Below are 14,774 nucleotides of genomic sequence, written 5' to 3'. Positions count from 1 at the left end.
AATTTAGTGTCAGTGCGATGCACAATTGACATAAAAAATCTGATTACTGAGAGACAAAATGTTGTTCCAAAATACTGGTGACGTCAAATGGATAGCTCGTTAAATTGGGATTGTGCGTTCGTGTGTATTGTTTGAAGTCAACATCCTGCCAATTACTGGGCTCAACAAGCGGTTTAATTTGTTCAACATTGGCAGCGTTAGCAATTGCCAATTTAAAACTAATGTTAGCGGAAATCTTCGCTTGCTCACCTAATTTGGCATGGTCATAGGCTTTAATCACTGCCCACGCTCCCATGAGAAAATGGCCGCCTATCGACGCGCTTAACTGTTGTTTTTCAATCCGTTCTAACGCAGAAGGCAACCAATCAAAGCCACCGATAAAAATGTCATTGTTTACATGCCTCCCCGCTAGAATAGCAGCATCGGATGCAGCCATAGCCATTTCATCTGACGCACTCCATACAATATTAGTGCTGGGATAGCGGCGTAAAAGTTGGCTGGTTTGCTTTGCGGCTAAGTCAGCACGCCACTGTGCGTGAACCAATTGATTCAATGGCACGTGTTGAGCGTTTAAAAAGCGTTCCATTCCACGCACTCGATGATCGGTTTCTGCGCCGTAATGACCGCCTATTGCCACAATGGACGGTTGCACAAGATTTTTTGCTTTTGCCTGATTTAGTAGCTCTTGGGTCAAATCATAGCCGGCTTGTTCATTGTCATGGCTAAGTTGCGACAGCCAATATTTTAATTTTTCGCCAGGGCCCCCAATGGCCTCTCGCTCTTTAGCGGAAAGAGTTTGCTCTAACGTGATGTAATACACTTTATGTGCTTCTAGCAACTTCATTGACTGACCATCACCGCCGGGGTAATTGATCAAAATGGCGTAATCAGGAGCAGGATGATTGGCCAGATACTCTTGTAAATTTTGTTGCTGAAATTCTCGATGCGCATCACCGTAAATGACATCGAATTTCATATCCAAGTCTTTTGCAGCGTAGGCGCTGAAGGTTTGTACCTTTCGCCAAAACGGATCATCCGAATGAGAAGGATTGATGAGCAAGACGCTGGTTTTGGCATTTAACAAAGGCACAAACAACAACCCGAATGCTAACAACCATAACTTAAACCAGTTCATTTAATACTCCGAGGATCCACGCATTGCTCACGCACATCATTAGCTTTTACTACATTCTAGATTTTAGGGACAAAAAACGCCAGAGCCACTCAGCAGGTCCTTGTCTAAAAAAGTGCAGGTATAGATTGCATACCAACACCATGAACATCATTACTAATAAAGATAAGCTCATATAGTCAAGTAAGACAAATGTCCGAGCGAAAACATCGCCATAGAAATGAACAAGCATGACCATCACCACTGATTGCCCTAAATAACAACTGAGCGACATCTTCCCTACATTGGCGATTGCCTGAAATGCCCTGTTTTGTGGAAATGAGTGAAACGCTAAGAGGTGCACTGCAACAAGTGCGGTTGCAAAACCACTGAGAGAAGTTGCCACCATAGCGACAATTTGTGAAAAATCTGTTTGCTCCTTTAAATGCCAAACACATACGAGCGCACAAAGGAGTAACAGCATAATCAATGCATACGTGTGACTTTTCGCCCAAGGTCTCGTCAGCCAGCCACTGCGCCAAGCGTAAATAGTCAACAACATGATGCCAAGCTCTAGCCATAACACACCTATTATCAAAGCCAATAGCATCAACCCAGCGTTGATTGCGTTATCCACGCGGGTGGCAAAAAAGTCGCCGGTAAATTCGTTCAAATATTGCTGATACTGCTGTGATTCATACGTCATTATCGGTATATCTGATAGCACACCAACACCAAACAGTAGCGCTGCCCCAAGAGAACAAAACAACAATCCATTGCGTTTAAGGTCTTCTGGCGTATTATCAAGCATGCTCAGCGCTATCAAACCGGCAATAGCATATCCCAGCAAAATATCACCCGCCCAAATAAAAAAGCTATGCCCGATGCCAAATACGACTAGTACCTTGAGGCGACGAAAAAGATAGGAGGGAGGTGATTCAACGGCCGAATATTTTGACCATTGCGCCACGAGGCCAATCGCAAACAAAACAATAAATAACCCACGAAAACGACCATCCAAAAACAGGGCTTGAATGGCACGAAGAGCGACATCAAGCCAGTTGTCAGACGACGGGGACACATAGCCGTACTCAAAATTAACAAAAAATGGCGCGTTTAAAAAAAAGATGCCTAATATCGCTATCCCGCGCAATATATCGAGATCAACACGCCGTCCATTCAATGGAATGATAGCGTCGATATCCTGTTCAGACTTGAACAGCTTGTTATCACTCACTGTGTTTTTCTCGCTTAAATTCGAAACAAAGCGATACCATGCATGTAAACATTTTATAAGACAAGGCGAATCGAAACTCAGTAAGTGTTAATACATAAGGGTATGATTTACATCAAAACGTCATAGTTGATCGAACATTTGCGACCAAGTGATGGCGGAGGAATGCATGCTTGGTAACTCCTTGTCACCTATATTCAGTGGCTGACAGGCTTTTTGCATTGCCCACCAACTGCCGCTTTCATACGCCTTAACCAATTCAAGAACGTAATAAAGCGTATTGTTCTCTCCTGTCAGTGCAAGCGCAATTTCTTCAGGAAACGGCAGCGAATCAACAATTTTTTCCATGGGTCTGTCGAGCATGGCATCAATCAAAGAGAATAGGCCAACCAAAAATGCACTGTTGGTAAATGCGGGAAAATGACGTTTGGCGATCAGTTCGCAAAAACGCGCACGAATTGAAGAAAGTCGCGTCAATTCTAATGGTTTCTCATGGGAAATGTGAGCAGTCACAATCAAGGCAACGAACCGCCTAACCCGCTCTTCACCTAGATAAACAAGAGCTTGCTTGATGGAATCAATACGCTCTTGCAGAGGGAACAAACCAGAATTTATAAATCGCAATAATTTATAAGCAAGTCCTGTATCTTGGCTAAAAATCTCCGCCAATTTATTTAGGTTTAAGTTAGGCCTCAACGCCTCTGCATAAATAGCCATGACCAAAGGTGAGCGGCTGGAGCAGTCTTTTTGCGCCACCATCTGAGGTTTCGCAAAGTAATATCCCTGGAAAAACTCGAAGCCACGACTTTTTGCTTGCTCGTACTCGTCTTGTGTTTCCACTTTTTCCGCTAAGTATTTAATTTTTGGGTATTTACGTAATAACTCCATGGTCTGGTCGATTTCTTCAAAACTTGAGTGACGTAAATCAAATTTAATTAAACGCACCAACTTGAGGAATTTGTCCCAACGCGGTTCGTATTTAAAATCGTCCAGAGCGAGACGGAAACCTTTGTGGAATAGTTCGCTGACAAGCTGATAGTGCTCTTCGTCAGGGGTCACATTCTCGAGAATTTCAATGACGACTTTGTCACTCGGTAAGAAATCAGCAAGGCGCTCTTTTAAAGACTGCTCTCCAAAGTTAACCAATGCTTTGCGCCCACCAGTGATATACGACAACCCTTGGTTTAGTTGGTTGTCGCAGATAAGTTTTGCCGTAGCAACCTTATCTTCGACATTCGGAAAGGTGTTCTCGGCACTGTCACGGAACAATAATTCGTAGGCAACGACTTGATTGTGCTTATTAAACACGGCTTGGCGAGCTACAAACACATCCAATTCGAGTCTCCTTTTTAAATACGTTTATCTTTAGCCTCAATGCCAACTCAAACTGTAGCTGTGAGCCTGTTTTTGTTTTTTGCCTAGGTATCGCCCATTATACTGGGATGATGACACCAAACAATCGAACAAAAGCATAGGGTTAGCAAACCCTCTCAAAAAAGCATAGTTAATAATAGACCGTGTGCGACACTTTCGACGAGAAAATTACGACAAATCGCCGCTAAATAAGTCCAAGCGACTTGTTGTTCTTTGCCAAGCAAAGTAATGTGTTTATTTTGATGTGTTCGAACCGTTAGCCAAATTGTGGGCTATCCTTTTTCTTCGACACATAATGAAGGCTTGCCAATGCAACGCATCGGTAGATTGCCAATAAAACCTCGACATAACATTAACAACATGGAGTAAACAATGCGTTTATCCGTTATTGCTGCAGCAATCGCTGCAACAACGCTTCTATCAGCGTGTAGCGAACAACCAGCTACTAATTCACAAGAACAAAAGCCAGCTGCCGCACAGAGCTCACCAGCTAAAGAAGTCGCACAGGAAAATCTATTCTTGCGCCCTAGTCCTTTGCAATACATGGCGCCTGAGTTCGACAAAATCACCATGGACATGTACGAGCCAGCCTTTGAAGCGGGCATAAAAGAACAAAAAATTGAAATCGACGCCTTGGCGAAAAACCCTGGCCGCCCTACTTTCGATAACACGCTAGTAGCGATGGAAGAGTCAGGCGAAATCCTAAAACGCGTTCGCGCGGCTTTCAGTAACCTATCTGGTCTAATTTCAAATGAAGAGTATCAGCGTATTGAAGCCAAAATGGCGCCGATTATGGCTGAGCATCGCGACAATATTTATTTAAACAAAGACCTATTTGATCGTGTTGCAGCTATCTACAAGGAAAAGGACAAGCTTAGTAAAGAAGATCAACGTTTAGTTGAGTACTACTATAAGCAGTTTGTTCGTGCCGGTGCGAAGCTAGATGCAGATCAAAAGCAACGTATGCGTGAAATCAACGGCGAACTATCAAAACTAAGCACACAGTTCTCACAAAATGTCCTTAAGTCTTTCAAAGAAGACACTATTTTAGTGACTGATGAAGCACAGCTAGCTGGCTTGAGTGCAGATGAGATAGCCAGCCTGAAAGCCGCAGCTGAGAAGGCTGGTAAAGAAGGTTATTTGATCACTCTTGTGAACACTACGCGTCAACCGATCCTTTCAAGCTTAGAAAATCGTGAACTTCGTGAAAAAGTGTGGCGCACATCTTCGATGCGAGCACAACAGACCAATGGCCCAATCGCAATCAAAGAAGCACAATTACGCGCTGAAAAAGCGAAATTACTAGGCTTCGAATCATGGGCACATTATCAGTTAGATGACCGTATGGCGAAAACGCCAACGGCGGTATTCACCATGCTCGACGACTTAGCGCCGAAAGCAGTTGCTAAAGCGCAAAAAGAAGCACAAATGATTCAAGCCGCTATCGAAAAAGATGGCAAAAACTTCGAATTACAACCGTGGGATTGGGCTTATTATGGCAGCAAAGTACGCGCTGAAATGTTCGATATCGATGCGAGTCTGGTAAAACCCTATTTCGAAATGAATACCGTGATCAATGATGGTTTGTTCTTCGCCATGAACAAGCTATACGGCATCACAATGAAAGAACGTAATGACATCCCGACTTATCACGAAGACGTGTTCGTATGGGAAGTATTTAACGAAGATGGCAGTTCAGTTGGTCTGTTCTACCTTGATCCTTATGCGCGTGAAGGCAAGCGTGGTGGTGCATGGATGAGTGCTTATGTGGGTCAAAACCACCTAGAAGGCACTAAACCTGTCATCTACAACGCTCAGAACATTCCAAAACCAGCAGCAGGTCAACCTACGCTGATGACATTCTCTGAAGTAACAACTATGTTCCATGAGTTTGGTCATGCAATCCACGGCCTATTCTCTGATGTGAAGTATCCATCTCTTGCAGGTACCGCGACAGCGCGCGATTTCGTTGAGTTCCCTTCTCAAGCAAATGAAGACTGGAACATTGAACCAAGCGTGTTAGCAAACTACGCGAAGCATTATCAAACGGGCGAACCGATCCCGAAAGAATTGCTTGAAAAGCTACTTAAGTCGCACACCTTCAATCAAGGTTTTGATACCACTGAGTACCTTGCAGCTGCACTACTAGATATGGAATGGCACTCAATTGCTCCTGGCACTCAAATTGAAGATGTTGCCCAATTCGAAAAAGCAGCACTTGAGCGCCATGGCATTGACTACTACCCAGTACCGCCACGTTACAAGAGTTGCTACTTCAGCCACATCTTTGCCGGTGGTTACAGCGCTGGTTACTACGCCTATCTGTGGACCGAAGTTTTTGCTGCAGATGCATTTGCACACATGCAAAATGAAGGTGGCTTAACACGTAAAAACGGTGATCATTACCGTAAAGAAGTGTTGTCGCGCGGTAACAGCCGAGACTTGATGCAAAGCTATGTTGAATTCCGTGGCCAACAACCTACCACTGATGCACTGTTAAAACGTCGTGGTCTCGTTGATGGTGATGACAAGTAATCAATTAGTTGCATAGTCATTATAAAACGCGACATCTGTCGCGTTTTTTATTTCTGTTGCAGCTAAAGTCAGTACCGATTGTTATACTTAACCGCTACTGCAGTACTGGTATCTGTATGATAAAAAGATTTTTCGTACCATTTTAATTTTGGTCACCGTGAGTGTACTGAGTATTTGTGGATATTTGACATATCACCTTTATAAACACAAATACACGTCGCTGGACCCGAAGCTTAGAGAAATTTCAGGCATCGAATTCGATAAGCGTGGTAAATTATGGGCCATTAATGACGGTGGTGATGGGCCGTTTTTGTACCAAGTTAACAACCAAGGTCACATTGACAAGCGTATTGAAATTACTAACGCAAAAAACATCGATTGGGAAGACATGACCCAGAATGAGTTTGGTCATTTCTTCATAGGCGATTTTGGTAATAATCTGAATGAACGACGTTGGTTAACTATCTATAAGATTGAAAATCCAATTGATATTAAAGGATCCACGACTGAAGCTGAAATTATCAAATTCACATACAAGGACCTATGGGAAGCTCCTGTTACACCTGAGCGCAGAAATTTTGATCTAGAGGCTTTTGTTGAATACCAACATCACTTGTATTTATTTACAAAGAACAGAACCCAGCCATTTGATGGCAAAACCAATCTCTATCGAATAGGAAATCACGCTGACAATTACGAAGCGCAGTTTATTAGCTCGTTTAAGACCTGTACGACCGCTGAGAAACTATGTTGGATAACTTCAAGCGCGATGAGCCCAGATCGAACTAAGCTAGTGTTGTTAGACAGTACACATTTGTGGCTGTTTGATTCTTGGCAAGGGGATGACTTTTTCTCTGGTAACGTACAAAAAATCAATTTAGGGATAGTCACACAAAAAGAAGCTGTGAGCTTTTATGATGACAATACCATAGTAGTTGCGGACGAAGAGTTTAAAGGCATTGGCCGTAACGTATACGTATTTAAACTTGATGAGCAAACACCTAAAGCGGTAGACCTCGAAACAGTAGACGAGCATATACCCAACAACCATTAGTCCTGATTTGCTATATACTTGATGCATAAGAATTTTAATAGTTACACCTTGTTTAAGGATTTCTACCTTGATTGATAGTCCATTTTTAGAGCGCTTAAGTAACGCACTTGAAACCATTGTTTTTAGTTATGGCGGATCGGATTTCACTGTTGCTAAATTAATTCAAATCCCGCTGATTATTTTATTTGTATGGTTGCTGGTCCGCTATATCGGTAGGCTTATTCAAAGACGCATAATTAGCAAACGGATCGGTCCCGACGCTGCATTGTTGTTTAAGCGCATTTATCTCGTGCTATGCATTATCATCATTTCTTTTACCACATTGGAAGTACTCAACATTCCGCTCACGGCCTTTGCATTTGTGTCTGGTGCCGTAGCGATTGGTGTTGGCTTTGGCGCACAAAACATAATTAATAATTTTATAAGTGGTTGGATTCTGATTTGGGAGCGCCCTATTCGTATTGGTGATTTTTTAGAGGTCGCAGACGCCAAAGGGGTTGTGGAAACAATCAACACACGTTCTACGCGAATTCGCCGGAATGATGGTGTGCACTTACTCGTCCCGAATAGTCAGCTATTAGAAAATACTGTGATCAACTGGACTCTGATGGACACCATGGCTCGCACCTTTGTGCGCGTAGGTGTCGCGTATGGCAGTGATGTTGAGCTCGTAGAGAAGTTGTTGTCAGAAGTGCTGCAAAATAACTCAGCAATATTACAAGACCCTGCACCTACGGTCATTTTTGCAGACTTTGGTGACAGCGCACTGATATTTGAAGCCGTGTTTTGGGTCAACGCCGAAGCTGAGTCCAACGTGCGCAAGGTGAAAAGTGATCTCCGCTTTACTATTTGCAAGACGTTCGCACAACATGATGTGGTGATTGCCTTCCCGCAACGCGATATCCATTTGAACGGTGAATTATTGCTTAAACGTGACCAATAGCGTGGCTGTGGTTTTAAAAGATAAAAGAGCGAAACCCCGCTCTTTTATCGCTTAAATTTGGTTTCTAGGATGACTGATGACGTGGTTCTCTCTACCCCATCCAAATTACCAATGTCATCCAATAAATGGCTCAGTTTTTCCAGATTTTGAGCCTGCACAACGGCAATAAGGTCATACTCACCGCTTATCGCATATAACTCCGTGATCGCATCAATGTGTTTAAGCTCAATATTCGTTTTTGTAGTCAGTTTCTGTTTAACTTTAATTGAAACATGAGCAGATACCATAGACGATAAATACGTATCGCCATATTCAACGCTGTATCCTTTAATCACGCCAGTTTCTTCAAGCTTTTGCATACGGCTTTGCACTGTTGAGCGAGACAAATCAAGCGCCCGGGCTAAATCTGAAACACTCGCTCTGGCATTAGTTCTGAGCATCGCCAAGAGCTTTTCATCTTGTAAACTTATCATTATGACAACCAATTTCGTCAATTTGACATTCATTATACGCAAATTTATCAATATGACACTGCAATTTTATATACAAAGCCGTCACTATAGTGGTCATAACAATCTACTATAATTAGGAGCCGCCGTGAAAAGGTCTCCTAACTCTCATATTGAAGGTGTGTCATGCAAGTAAACCGCGAATTATTTAATGAAGTAATGGTCCCTAACTACAACCCATCAGAAGTGATCCCTGTTAAAGGTGAAGGTTCACGTGTATGGGACCAAAATGGTACAGAGTTTATCGATTTTGCCGGTGGCATCGCTGTAAATTGTCTGGGCCATTGTCACCCAGCTTTGGTTACTGCACTGAAAGAGCAAGGCGAGAAGCTTTGGCACTTATCTAATGTCATGACGAACGAGCCTGCTCTTCGTTTAGCAAAAAAACTTACTGACGCAACGTTTGCTGACAAAGTGTATTACGCCAACTCGGGCGCTGAGGCAAACGAAGCTGCGCTTAAACTTGCTCGTCGTTGGGCTCTTGATAAGTTTGGCGCGCAGAAATCAAAAATCATTGCCTTTAATAAAGGTTTCCACGGCCGTACCTTCTTCACTGTTACTGTAGGTGGTCAAGCAGCTTATTCTGATGGTTTTGGTCCTAAACCTGGTGATATCGTACATTGTGATTACAACGACATTGAAACGTTCAAGTCGCTCATTGATGACAATACGTGTGCGGTCATGATGGAACCACTTCAAGGTGAAGGTGGCATCATCGCACCTGAAGCCGAGTTTGTTAACGCGGTTCGTGAACTGTGTGACAAGCATAACGCCCTATTAATTTTTGACGAAGTCCAAACAGGTGTTGGTCGTTTGGGCCATTTATACGCATACCAAGGCCTTGGTGTAACACCAGATATTCTAAGCACAGCGAAAGCGTTAGGGGGTGGTTTTCCTATCGGCGCAATGCTGACTACATCAGAAATCGCGGAACACCTCAAGCCAGGTACACACGGTTCAACATATGGCGGTAACCCTCTGGCGTGTGCAGTAGCAGAAGCTGCGTTTGATACTGTAAACACACCAGCGGTGCTAGAAGGCGTTAAAGTTCGTGAGCAACTTTTCCGTGACGGTCTTGCAGCTATCAATGAAAAATACAATGTGTTCAGTGAAGTGCGTGGTAAGGGTCTACTTCTTGGTGCAGTATTAAACGAGCAGTACAAAGGTCAAGCTCGCGATTTCCTTAACGCGTCTATCGACAACGGTCTAATGAGTTTGGTTGCTGGCATGGACGTGGTGCGTTTCACCCCTTCACTTGTAATCCCAGAAGCGGATATCACAGAAGGTCTAGCACGCTTTGAAAAAGCGGTTGCTCAGGTTGTAGCTGCTAAATAACAGCCGCTAGCGAAGATAACTTTTATGCTAGTTTTAAGACCCATATGCGGCGATGACTTCGCCGCGTTAAAGCAAATAGCCATCGAGTCAGGGCATGGATTTACATCCTTGCCCGTCGATGATGATCTCCTACAAGCGAAAATCGCTCGAGCCCAATCAAGCTTCGCCAAGTCTGTACAAGGCCCTGGTGATGAAGGCTATTTATTTGTGTTAGAAGACACCGAATCAGGTGAAATAGTGGGCACAACGGGCATAGAAGCCGCTGTTGGTATGAGTGTTCCTCTGTATCATTACCGCGTGTCAACATCGGTACACCACAGCCCGAGTTTAGACGTGTACAACACAGTAGAAACCCTTTCAATGTGTAATGACTACACGGGCTGCTCAGAAATTTGTACCTTATTCTTACGCGAAGACTATCGCCGTGGTTTAACTGGGCGCTTTTTATCGCGTATTCGCTTTTTATTTATGGCTGAGCATAGCGACCGCTTCAGCGACACGATTATTGCGGAAATGCGTGGTGTGAGTGACGAAGATGGCCACTCACCATTTTGGCAATGGTTGCAAAGGCACTTCTTCTCCATTGAGTTCCCAGAGGCTGATCACCTTGTTGGCCTTGGAGATAAAACCTTCATCAGTGAGCTAATGCCCAAGTATCCAATATACGTGAGTCTATTGAGCCCTCAGGCACAAGCAGTAATCGGTGAAGTACATGAGAACACGGCCCCAGCCCTGCGTTTGCTACAACGCGAAGGTTTCGAACACCGTGGCTATGTTGATTTGTTCGACGCAGGCCCAACCATCGAAGCCAAACTGGGCAATATCGCGACGGTACGCCAGTCAAAGGTGTGCCCTGTTTTAATCAAAGAAGATCTGCGCCCACAAGGGACCACCTGGGCAATTTGTAATGACAAGGTCGAAGATTTTCGCGCCATCTTCTCTGATGCAGTGCAGTACTGCGACATCAAACATCAACTTTATTTAAATGCGCAAACAGCCCAAACCCTCGGTGTTACACAGGGTGACTCGGTTCGCTTTTTCGCATTATCTAGTCGTTAAGGAATGGTTATGCAAGTGCAATTAATCAATAACGAATGGGTCGAAGGTCTCGGCCCTACATTTACCTCTTTGAACCCAAGTAAAAATAAACCAATTTGGCAAGGCCAAGGTGCCACTGCTGAGCAAGTTGATGCTGCGGTTAAAAGTGCACGCGCGGCACAATTTTCTTGGGCGCAAACCAGTCTTGAAGAGCGTATCGCACTATTAGAGCGCTTTGTCAGCCAACTCAAAGAAAACGCCGAAGCCTTAGCTGTGACCATTGCCGAAGAAACGGGCAAGCCAGTGTGGGAAACACGCACCGAGGTCGGGGCGATGACAGGCAAAATTGCGATCTCAATCAAGGCCTATAACGAACGTACCGGCACCGTCGAAAACCCGATGCCAGGCGCGCAAGCTTTTATTCGCCACAAACCTCACGGTGTGGTTGCGGTATTTGGCCCATACAATTTCCCTGGCCACTTACCAAATGGTCACATCGTTCCTGCTATTTTGGCGGGCAACACGGTCGTCTTCAAACCCTCTGAGCTGACGCCAAAGGTGGCACAACACACGCTTGAATTGTGGGTAAAAGCTGGCCTTCCTGCAGGTGTCATCAACCTTGTACAAGGTGAGATTGAAACAGGTAAAGCTCTGGCGTCGCATCAAGACATTGATGGCCTATTCTTTACTGGAAGTTCTCAAACAGGGCATTTACTGCATCAACAATTTGGTGGTCATCCAGGCAAAATTCTTGCGCTTGAGATGGGTGGTAACAATCCGCTGATCATCAAAGGTGTGACTGATATCGATGCCACAGTGCACGATATCGTGCAGTCAGCATTTATTACGTCAGGTCAGCGTTGTACATGTGCACGCCGTTTGTTTATTGAAACGGGCGAGCAAGGGGATGCAATTCTTGCGCGCCTAATTGAAGTGACCAACAACATCAAAATTGGCGATAGCTTTGCGCCAGAGCAACCATTTATGGGTGCAATGATCAGTGCTAAAGCCGCAGCAGGCATGCGCAGTGCGTATGAACAGCTTATAAATCAAGGCGCTACGTCATTGTTAGAAATGAAGCATCTTGATGAAAATACAGGTTTTGTTACGCCAGGCATTGTCGATGTATCAAACATCACGATGGCAGATGAAGAACACTTTGGCCCGTTATTGAAGGTCTATCGTTACAGCGATTTCGATGCGGCTATCAACGAAGCAAACAACACATCATTTGGTCTTTCTGCAGGTCTACTCGGTGATTCACAGCAAGACTACGATTACTTTTTAAAGCGTATTCGCGCAGGTATTGTGAACTGGAATCGTCCAATCACAGGCGCATCAAGTGCAGCACCATTTGGTGGCATTGGTGCCAGCGGCAACCACCGCGCCAGTGCGTATTACGCAGCAGATTATTGTGCTTACCCAGTTGCTTCTGTAGAAGCATCGAAAAGCACATTACCAGAAAAATTAGCGCCGGGCTTAATGCTTTAATAAAGAATAATTCACGCAACTACGCGTTAAGGAACAAACATGCACAACGATGTAAACACGCTTTTTGAAAAGCTTTGGGATAACTACCTTGAGGTAACACCTTCAGCAGTAAAGGTTCATGAGCTTTTGGGTTCGACACAACAAGACGATGTAATTAACGATCACATTGCCTTGCGTACTTTTAATCTACCAAAAGTGGGTTTAGAGAAACTAGCAGCTCATTTTTTAGCTGTAGGCTACAAAGAATGTGGTGAGTACCACTTTGAAGCTAAAAAATTGTACGCCAAGCATTACGAGCACTCAAATCCTACTCAACCTAAAGTCTTTATTTCTGAGCTGTTAGTTGAAAAGTGTTCTGAAGAACTGCAAAAAGTGGTTCACCAAATGGTTGAGCAAATTGAAGAAGATGCAGTAACTGCAGACAACTTTTTATACTCAGGTACACACTGGCAAGTAAGCCACGAGATGTATAAAACATTGCTAGAAGAGAGCGAGTACGCAGCTTGGATGGCGGCTTGGGGTTATCGTGCAAACCACTTCACCGTGAGCATTAACCACCTAGCTCAGTTCGATACTATCGAACAAGTGAACCAAAAGCTTAAAGATGCAGGTTTTGCCCTGAATACGTCTGGCGGTGAGATCAAAGGTTCTCCAGAGGTGCTACTTGAGCAATCATCTACCCTTGCGGACGATGCAAAGGTAGCATTCAGCGATGGTGAATACGCTGTTCCTAGCTGCTTCTATGAATTTGCACTGCGCTATTTGAAGCCAGACGGTGAAATCTACACAGGGTTTGTTGCCGCGTCTGCTGATAAAATCTTTGAGAGCACAAACGCTCGATAAGCTATCGGTGCTTATATTGGGTCTTACAGTAACCCCGTATTATATCGGGGCTACGTAAGGCCTGATGTTTGGTTTTTCTTCCAGACATCCTTTTACGCCATAAACGAAAGCTCGATGCTTTCAACTCTTTGCGCATTAACGCGATTACCAAATTTTCGTCAATTCCGTAAAGCCTTTCAATCGCCTCAAAGGGTGTTCTATCTTCCCATGCCATTTCTATAACACGAGATTTATCACTTTCATTTAACATGCGAATCTCTGGATTGTTTTGACAGTTAAACGTGCATTAGGGTTTTGCGATCACTGAATGGAAAACTTTATTTTGTCGCACTAGTTCTTGGCAGGTGTTAACGCTTGGCGCTCTGATGATGAAGCACGCAAGATAGATAATGCTCTGGCAACAAATACACCGCTCAATGCGCCATAAACAACGACACAAACGTAGGCAAATTCTTTCGTTGCAACCACAGGAATAGCAAGTGACTTACTTACTGCAACCGCATATTTAATGAAAAAGATGGCCATCATTAACAGCAGCGGGAGCCAGCTGCCTTCAACTAAAAATTTATTCCGCTCAGAGAGATACGTCGCCGCCCCTATCGGCCACACAAAGCCAAACAGAGCAACACAGGTGCCTAATCCAATCACCCAGAACAATGACAACAACACATTATCACCAAAGCCAGAGCTGACACCGAAGTAGGATAAACACACCATTCCCGCCGGAAGGAGCCATAAAATCCATTTTTTTACTTCTCGCTGCCGACTTTGTTGGATACCCGCACCAAGTAGTACTAAGAACAAAATAAATACCCAAATCGGTGTGTGTTTTATAATTTCAATTATCATCCTTAACCCTTACGAATAAAACATCTATTTCTACATCTTTCGGTGAATAAATCACCACACTATATTAAGTCCATAATAAAGTATTTTTATTATTTTTATATGGCTCAAACACTCATTTTTTGATTTACTTTAATAAACCCAAATTGGGTACATCGTATATTGCAAACTCACAATGATTTTCCAAATATGAGGCACACTATGCTTGGTGAAAAACACTCGCTGCTGAATGATTTTCCGCAGTACAATGATTTAATACACTCGCTTGCGAAAAAGGATTTGCACTTCAAGAAGACGATGCAGCGTTATGACGAGATGGACAAAGAAATTCGCAATCTGGAGTTGAGAAACTCACCTATTGACGACATTGACATGCATGAAAAGAAACATCAGCGCGCGGTTTTGAAAGACGAGTTATATGAATTTTTAAAAGCGAACGCGTAACTAAAATGAAGATTGAT

The 14,774-nt window shown here is 43.8% G+C and carries 14 protein-coding genes; 8 read left to right on the top strand and 6 right to left on the bottom strand.

The window, feature by feature from the left end:
• Nucleotides 1-43: 43 nt before the first annotated feature.
• From ACH19P_RS17695 to ACH19P_RS17685, 3 genes are all read right to left on the bottom strand, one after another.
• Complete coding sequence (locus ACH19P_RS17695) at nt 44-1,135, bottom strand: ABC transporter substrate-binding protein (RefSeq protein ID WP_462159938.1); 1,092 nt, start codon at nt 1,133-1,135, stop codon at nt 44-46.
• Between the two features lie 49 nt (nt 1,136-1,184).
• Nucleotides 1,185-2,348, bottom strand: a complete 1,164-nt coding sequence (locus ACH19P_RS17690; protein WP_462159937.1) for a DUF418 domain-containing protein — start codon at nt 2,346-2,348, stop codon at nt 1,185-1,187.
• Nucleotides 2,349-2,468: 120 nt separating this feature from the next.
• The gene (locus tag ACH19P_RS17685; RefSeq protein ID WP_462159936.1) at nt 2,469-3,680 is read right to left on the bottom strand and encodes an EAL and HDOD domain-containing protein; all 1,212 of its coding nucleotides are present in this window, start codon (nt 3,678-3,680) and stop codon (nt 2,469-2,471) included.
• A 411-nt stretch (nt 3,681-4,091) separates the two neighbouring features.
• On the opposite strand from ACH19P_RS17685, the gene ACH19P_RS17680 reads away from it, so the two are divergent.
• The 3 genes from ACH19P_RS17680 (at nt 4,092) to ACH19P_RS17670 (ending at nt 8,251) form a co-directional block, all read left to right on the top strand.
• Entirely contained in the window at nt 4,092-6,254 is a 2,163-nt protein-coding gene (locus ACH19P_RS17680) for a M3 family metallopeptidase (RefSeq protein ID WP_462159935.1), read from the top strand.
• 139 nt (nt 6,255-6,393) lie between these two features.
• The gene (locus tag ACH19P_RS17675; protein ID WP_462160194.1) at nt 6,394-7,308 is read left to right on the top strand and encodes a hypothetical protein; all 915 of its coding nucleotides are present in this window, start codon (nt 6,394-6,396) and stop codon (nt 7,306-7,308) included.
• A 67-nt stretch (nt 7,309-7,375) separates the two neighbouring features.
• The gene (locus ACH19P_RS17670; protein ID WP_462159934.1) at nt 7,376-8,251 is read left to right on the top strand and encodes a mechanosensitive ion channel family protein; all 876 of its coding nucleotides are present in this window, start codon (nt 7,376-7,378) and stop codon (nt 8,249-8,251) included.
• A 44-nt stretch (nt 8,252-8,295) separates the two neighbouring features.
• Here the strand turns inward: ACH19P_RS17670 and ACH19P_RS17665 are convergent, their stop codons facing one another.
• Complete coding sequence (locus ACH19P_RS17665) at nt 8,296-8,724, bottom strand: Lrp/AsnC family transcriptional regulator (RefSeq protein ID WP_462159933.1); 429 nt, start codon at nt 8,722-8,724, stop codon at nt 8,296-8,298.
• A gap of 162 nt (nt 8,725-8,886) precedes the next feature.
• Between ACH19P_RS17665 and ACH19P_RS17660 the strand changes: the two genes are divergently transcribed.
• The 4 genes from ACH19P_RS17660 to ACH19P_RS17645 are packed head-to-tail and all read left to right on the top strand — an operon-like array spanning nt 8,887 to nt 13,467.
• Nucleotides 8,887-10,095, top strand: a complete 1,209-nt coding sequence (locus ACH19P_RS17660; protein ID WP_462159932.1) for an aspartate aminotransferase family protein — start codon at nt 8,887-8,889, stop codon at nt 10,093-10,095.
• Nucleotides 10,096-10,119: 24 nt separating this feature from the next.
• The gene (gene astA, locus ACH19P_RS17655) at nt 10,120-11,154 is read left to right on the top strand and encodes an arginine N-succinyltransferase (RefSeq protein ID WP_462159931.1); all 1,035 of its coding nucleotides are present in this window, start codon (nt 10,120-10,122) and stop codon (nt 11,152-11,154) included.
• A gap of 9 nt (nt 11,155-11,163) precedes the next feature.
• Nucleotides 11,164-12,624, top strand: coding sequence for a succinylglutamate-semialdehyde dehydrogenase (gene astD / locus ACH19P_RS17650; protein ID WP_462159929.1), 1,461 nt, complete (start codon nt 11,164-11,166; stop codon nt 12,622-12,624).
• A gap of 39 nt (nt 12,625-12,663) precedes the next feature.
• Entirely contained in the window at nt 12,664-13,467 is an 804-nt protein-coding gene (locus ACH19P_RS17645) for a 2-oxoadipate dioxygenase/decarboxylase family protein (RefSeq protein WP_462159928.1), read from the top strand.
• Between the two features lies 1 nt (nt 13,468).
• Here ACH19P_RS17645 and ACH19P_RS17640 read toward each other — a convergent pair whose 3' ends face one another.
• Together ACH19P_RS17640 and ACH19P_RS17635 are read right to left on the bottom strand one after the other, a co-directional pair.
• Nucleotides 13,469-13,717 (bottom strand): TIGR03643 family protein, encoded by a 249-nt coding sequence (locus tag ACH19P_RS17640; protein ID WP_462159927.1) that lies wholly within the window; start codon nt 13,715-13,717, stop codon nt 13,469-13,471.
• An 80-nt stretch (nt 13,718-13,797) separates the two neighbouring features.
• Nucleotides 13,798-14,316, bottom strand: coding sequence for a DUF6622 family protein (locus ACH19P_RS17635; protein WP_462159926.1), 519 nt, complete (start codon nt 14,314-14,316; stop codon nt 13,798-13,800).
• A 198-nt stretch (nt 14,317-14,514) separates the two neighbouring features.
• Between ACH19P_RS17635 and ACH19P_RS17630 the strand changes: the two genes are divergently transcribed.
• Nucleotides 14,515-14,757: a YdcH family protein gene (locus ACH19P_RS17630; protein ID WP_462159925.1), complete on the top strand. Its 243-nt coding sequence runs from the start codon at nt 14,515-14,517 to the stop codon at nt 14,755-14,757.
• Nucleotides 14,758-14,774 lie beyond the last annotated feature (17 nt).

The sequence above is a fragment of the Pseudoalteromonas sp. GB56 genome (assembly GCF_054923835.1).
The sequence above is the reverse complement of the archived record's forward strand: the minus strand, read 5'-3'. Positions and strand labels throughout refer to the sequence as shown.

Coding starts and splice junctions, on each gene's coding strand:
- ACH19P_RS17645 (WP_462159928.1), top strand. CDS start 12,664: ATGCACAACGATGTAAACACGCTTTTTGAAAAGCTTTGGGATAACTAC.
- ACH19P_RS17665 (WP_462159933.1), bottom strand. CDS start 8,724: ATGATAAGTTTACAAGATGAAAAGCTCTTGGCGATGCTCAGAACTAAT.
- ACH19P_RS17635 (WP_462159926.1), bottom strand. CDS start 14,316: ATGATAATTGAAATTATAAAACACACACCGATTTGGGTATTTATTTTG.
- ACH19P_RS17640 (WP_462159927.1), bottom strand. CDS start 13,717: ATGTTAAATGAAAGTGATAAATCTCGTGTTATAGAAATGGCATGGGAA.
- astA (WP_462159931.1), top strand. CDS start 10,120: ATGCTAGTTTTAAGACCCATATGCGGCGATGACTTCGCCGCGTTAAAG.
- astD (WP_462159929.1), top strand. CDS start 11,164: ATGCAAGTGCAATTAATCAATAACGAATGGGTCGAAGGTCTCGGCCCT.
- ACH19P_RS17630 (WP_462159925.1), top strand. CDS start 14,515: ATGCTTGGTGAAAAACACTCGCTGCTGAATGATTTTCCGCAGTACAAT.
- ACH19P_RS17660 (WP_462159932.1), top strand. CDS start 8,887: ATGCAAGTAAACCGCGAATTATTTAATGAAGTAATGGTCCCTAACTAC.
- ACH19P_RS17695 (WP_462159938.1), bottom strand. CDS start 1,135: ATGAACTGGTTTAAGTTATGGTTGTTAGCATTCGGGTTGTTGTTTGTG.
- ACH19P_RS17680 (WP_462159935.1), top strand. CDS start 4,092: ATGCGTTTATCCGTTATTGCTGCAGCAATCGCTGCAACAACGCTTCTA.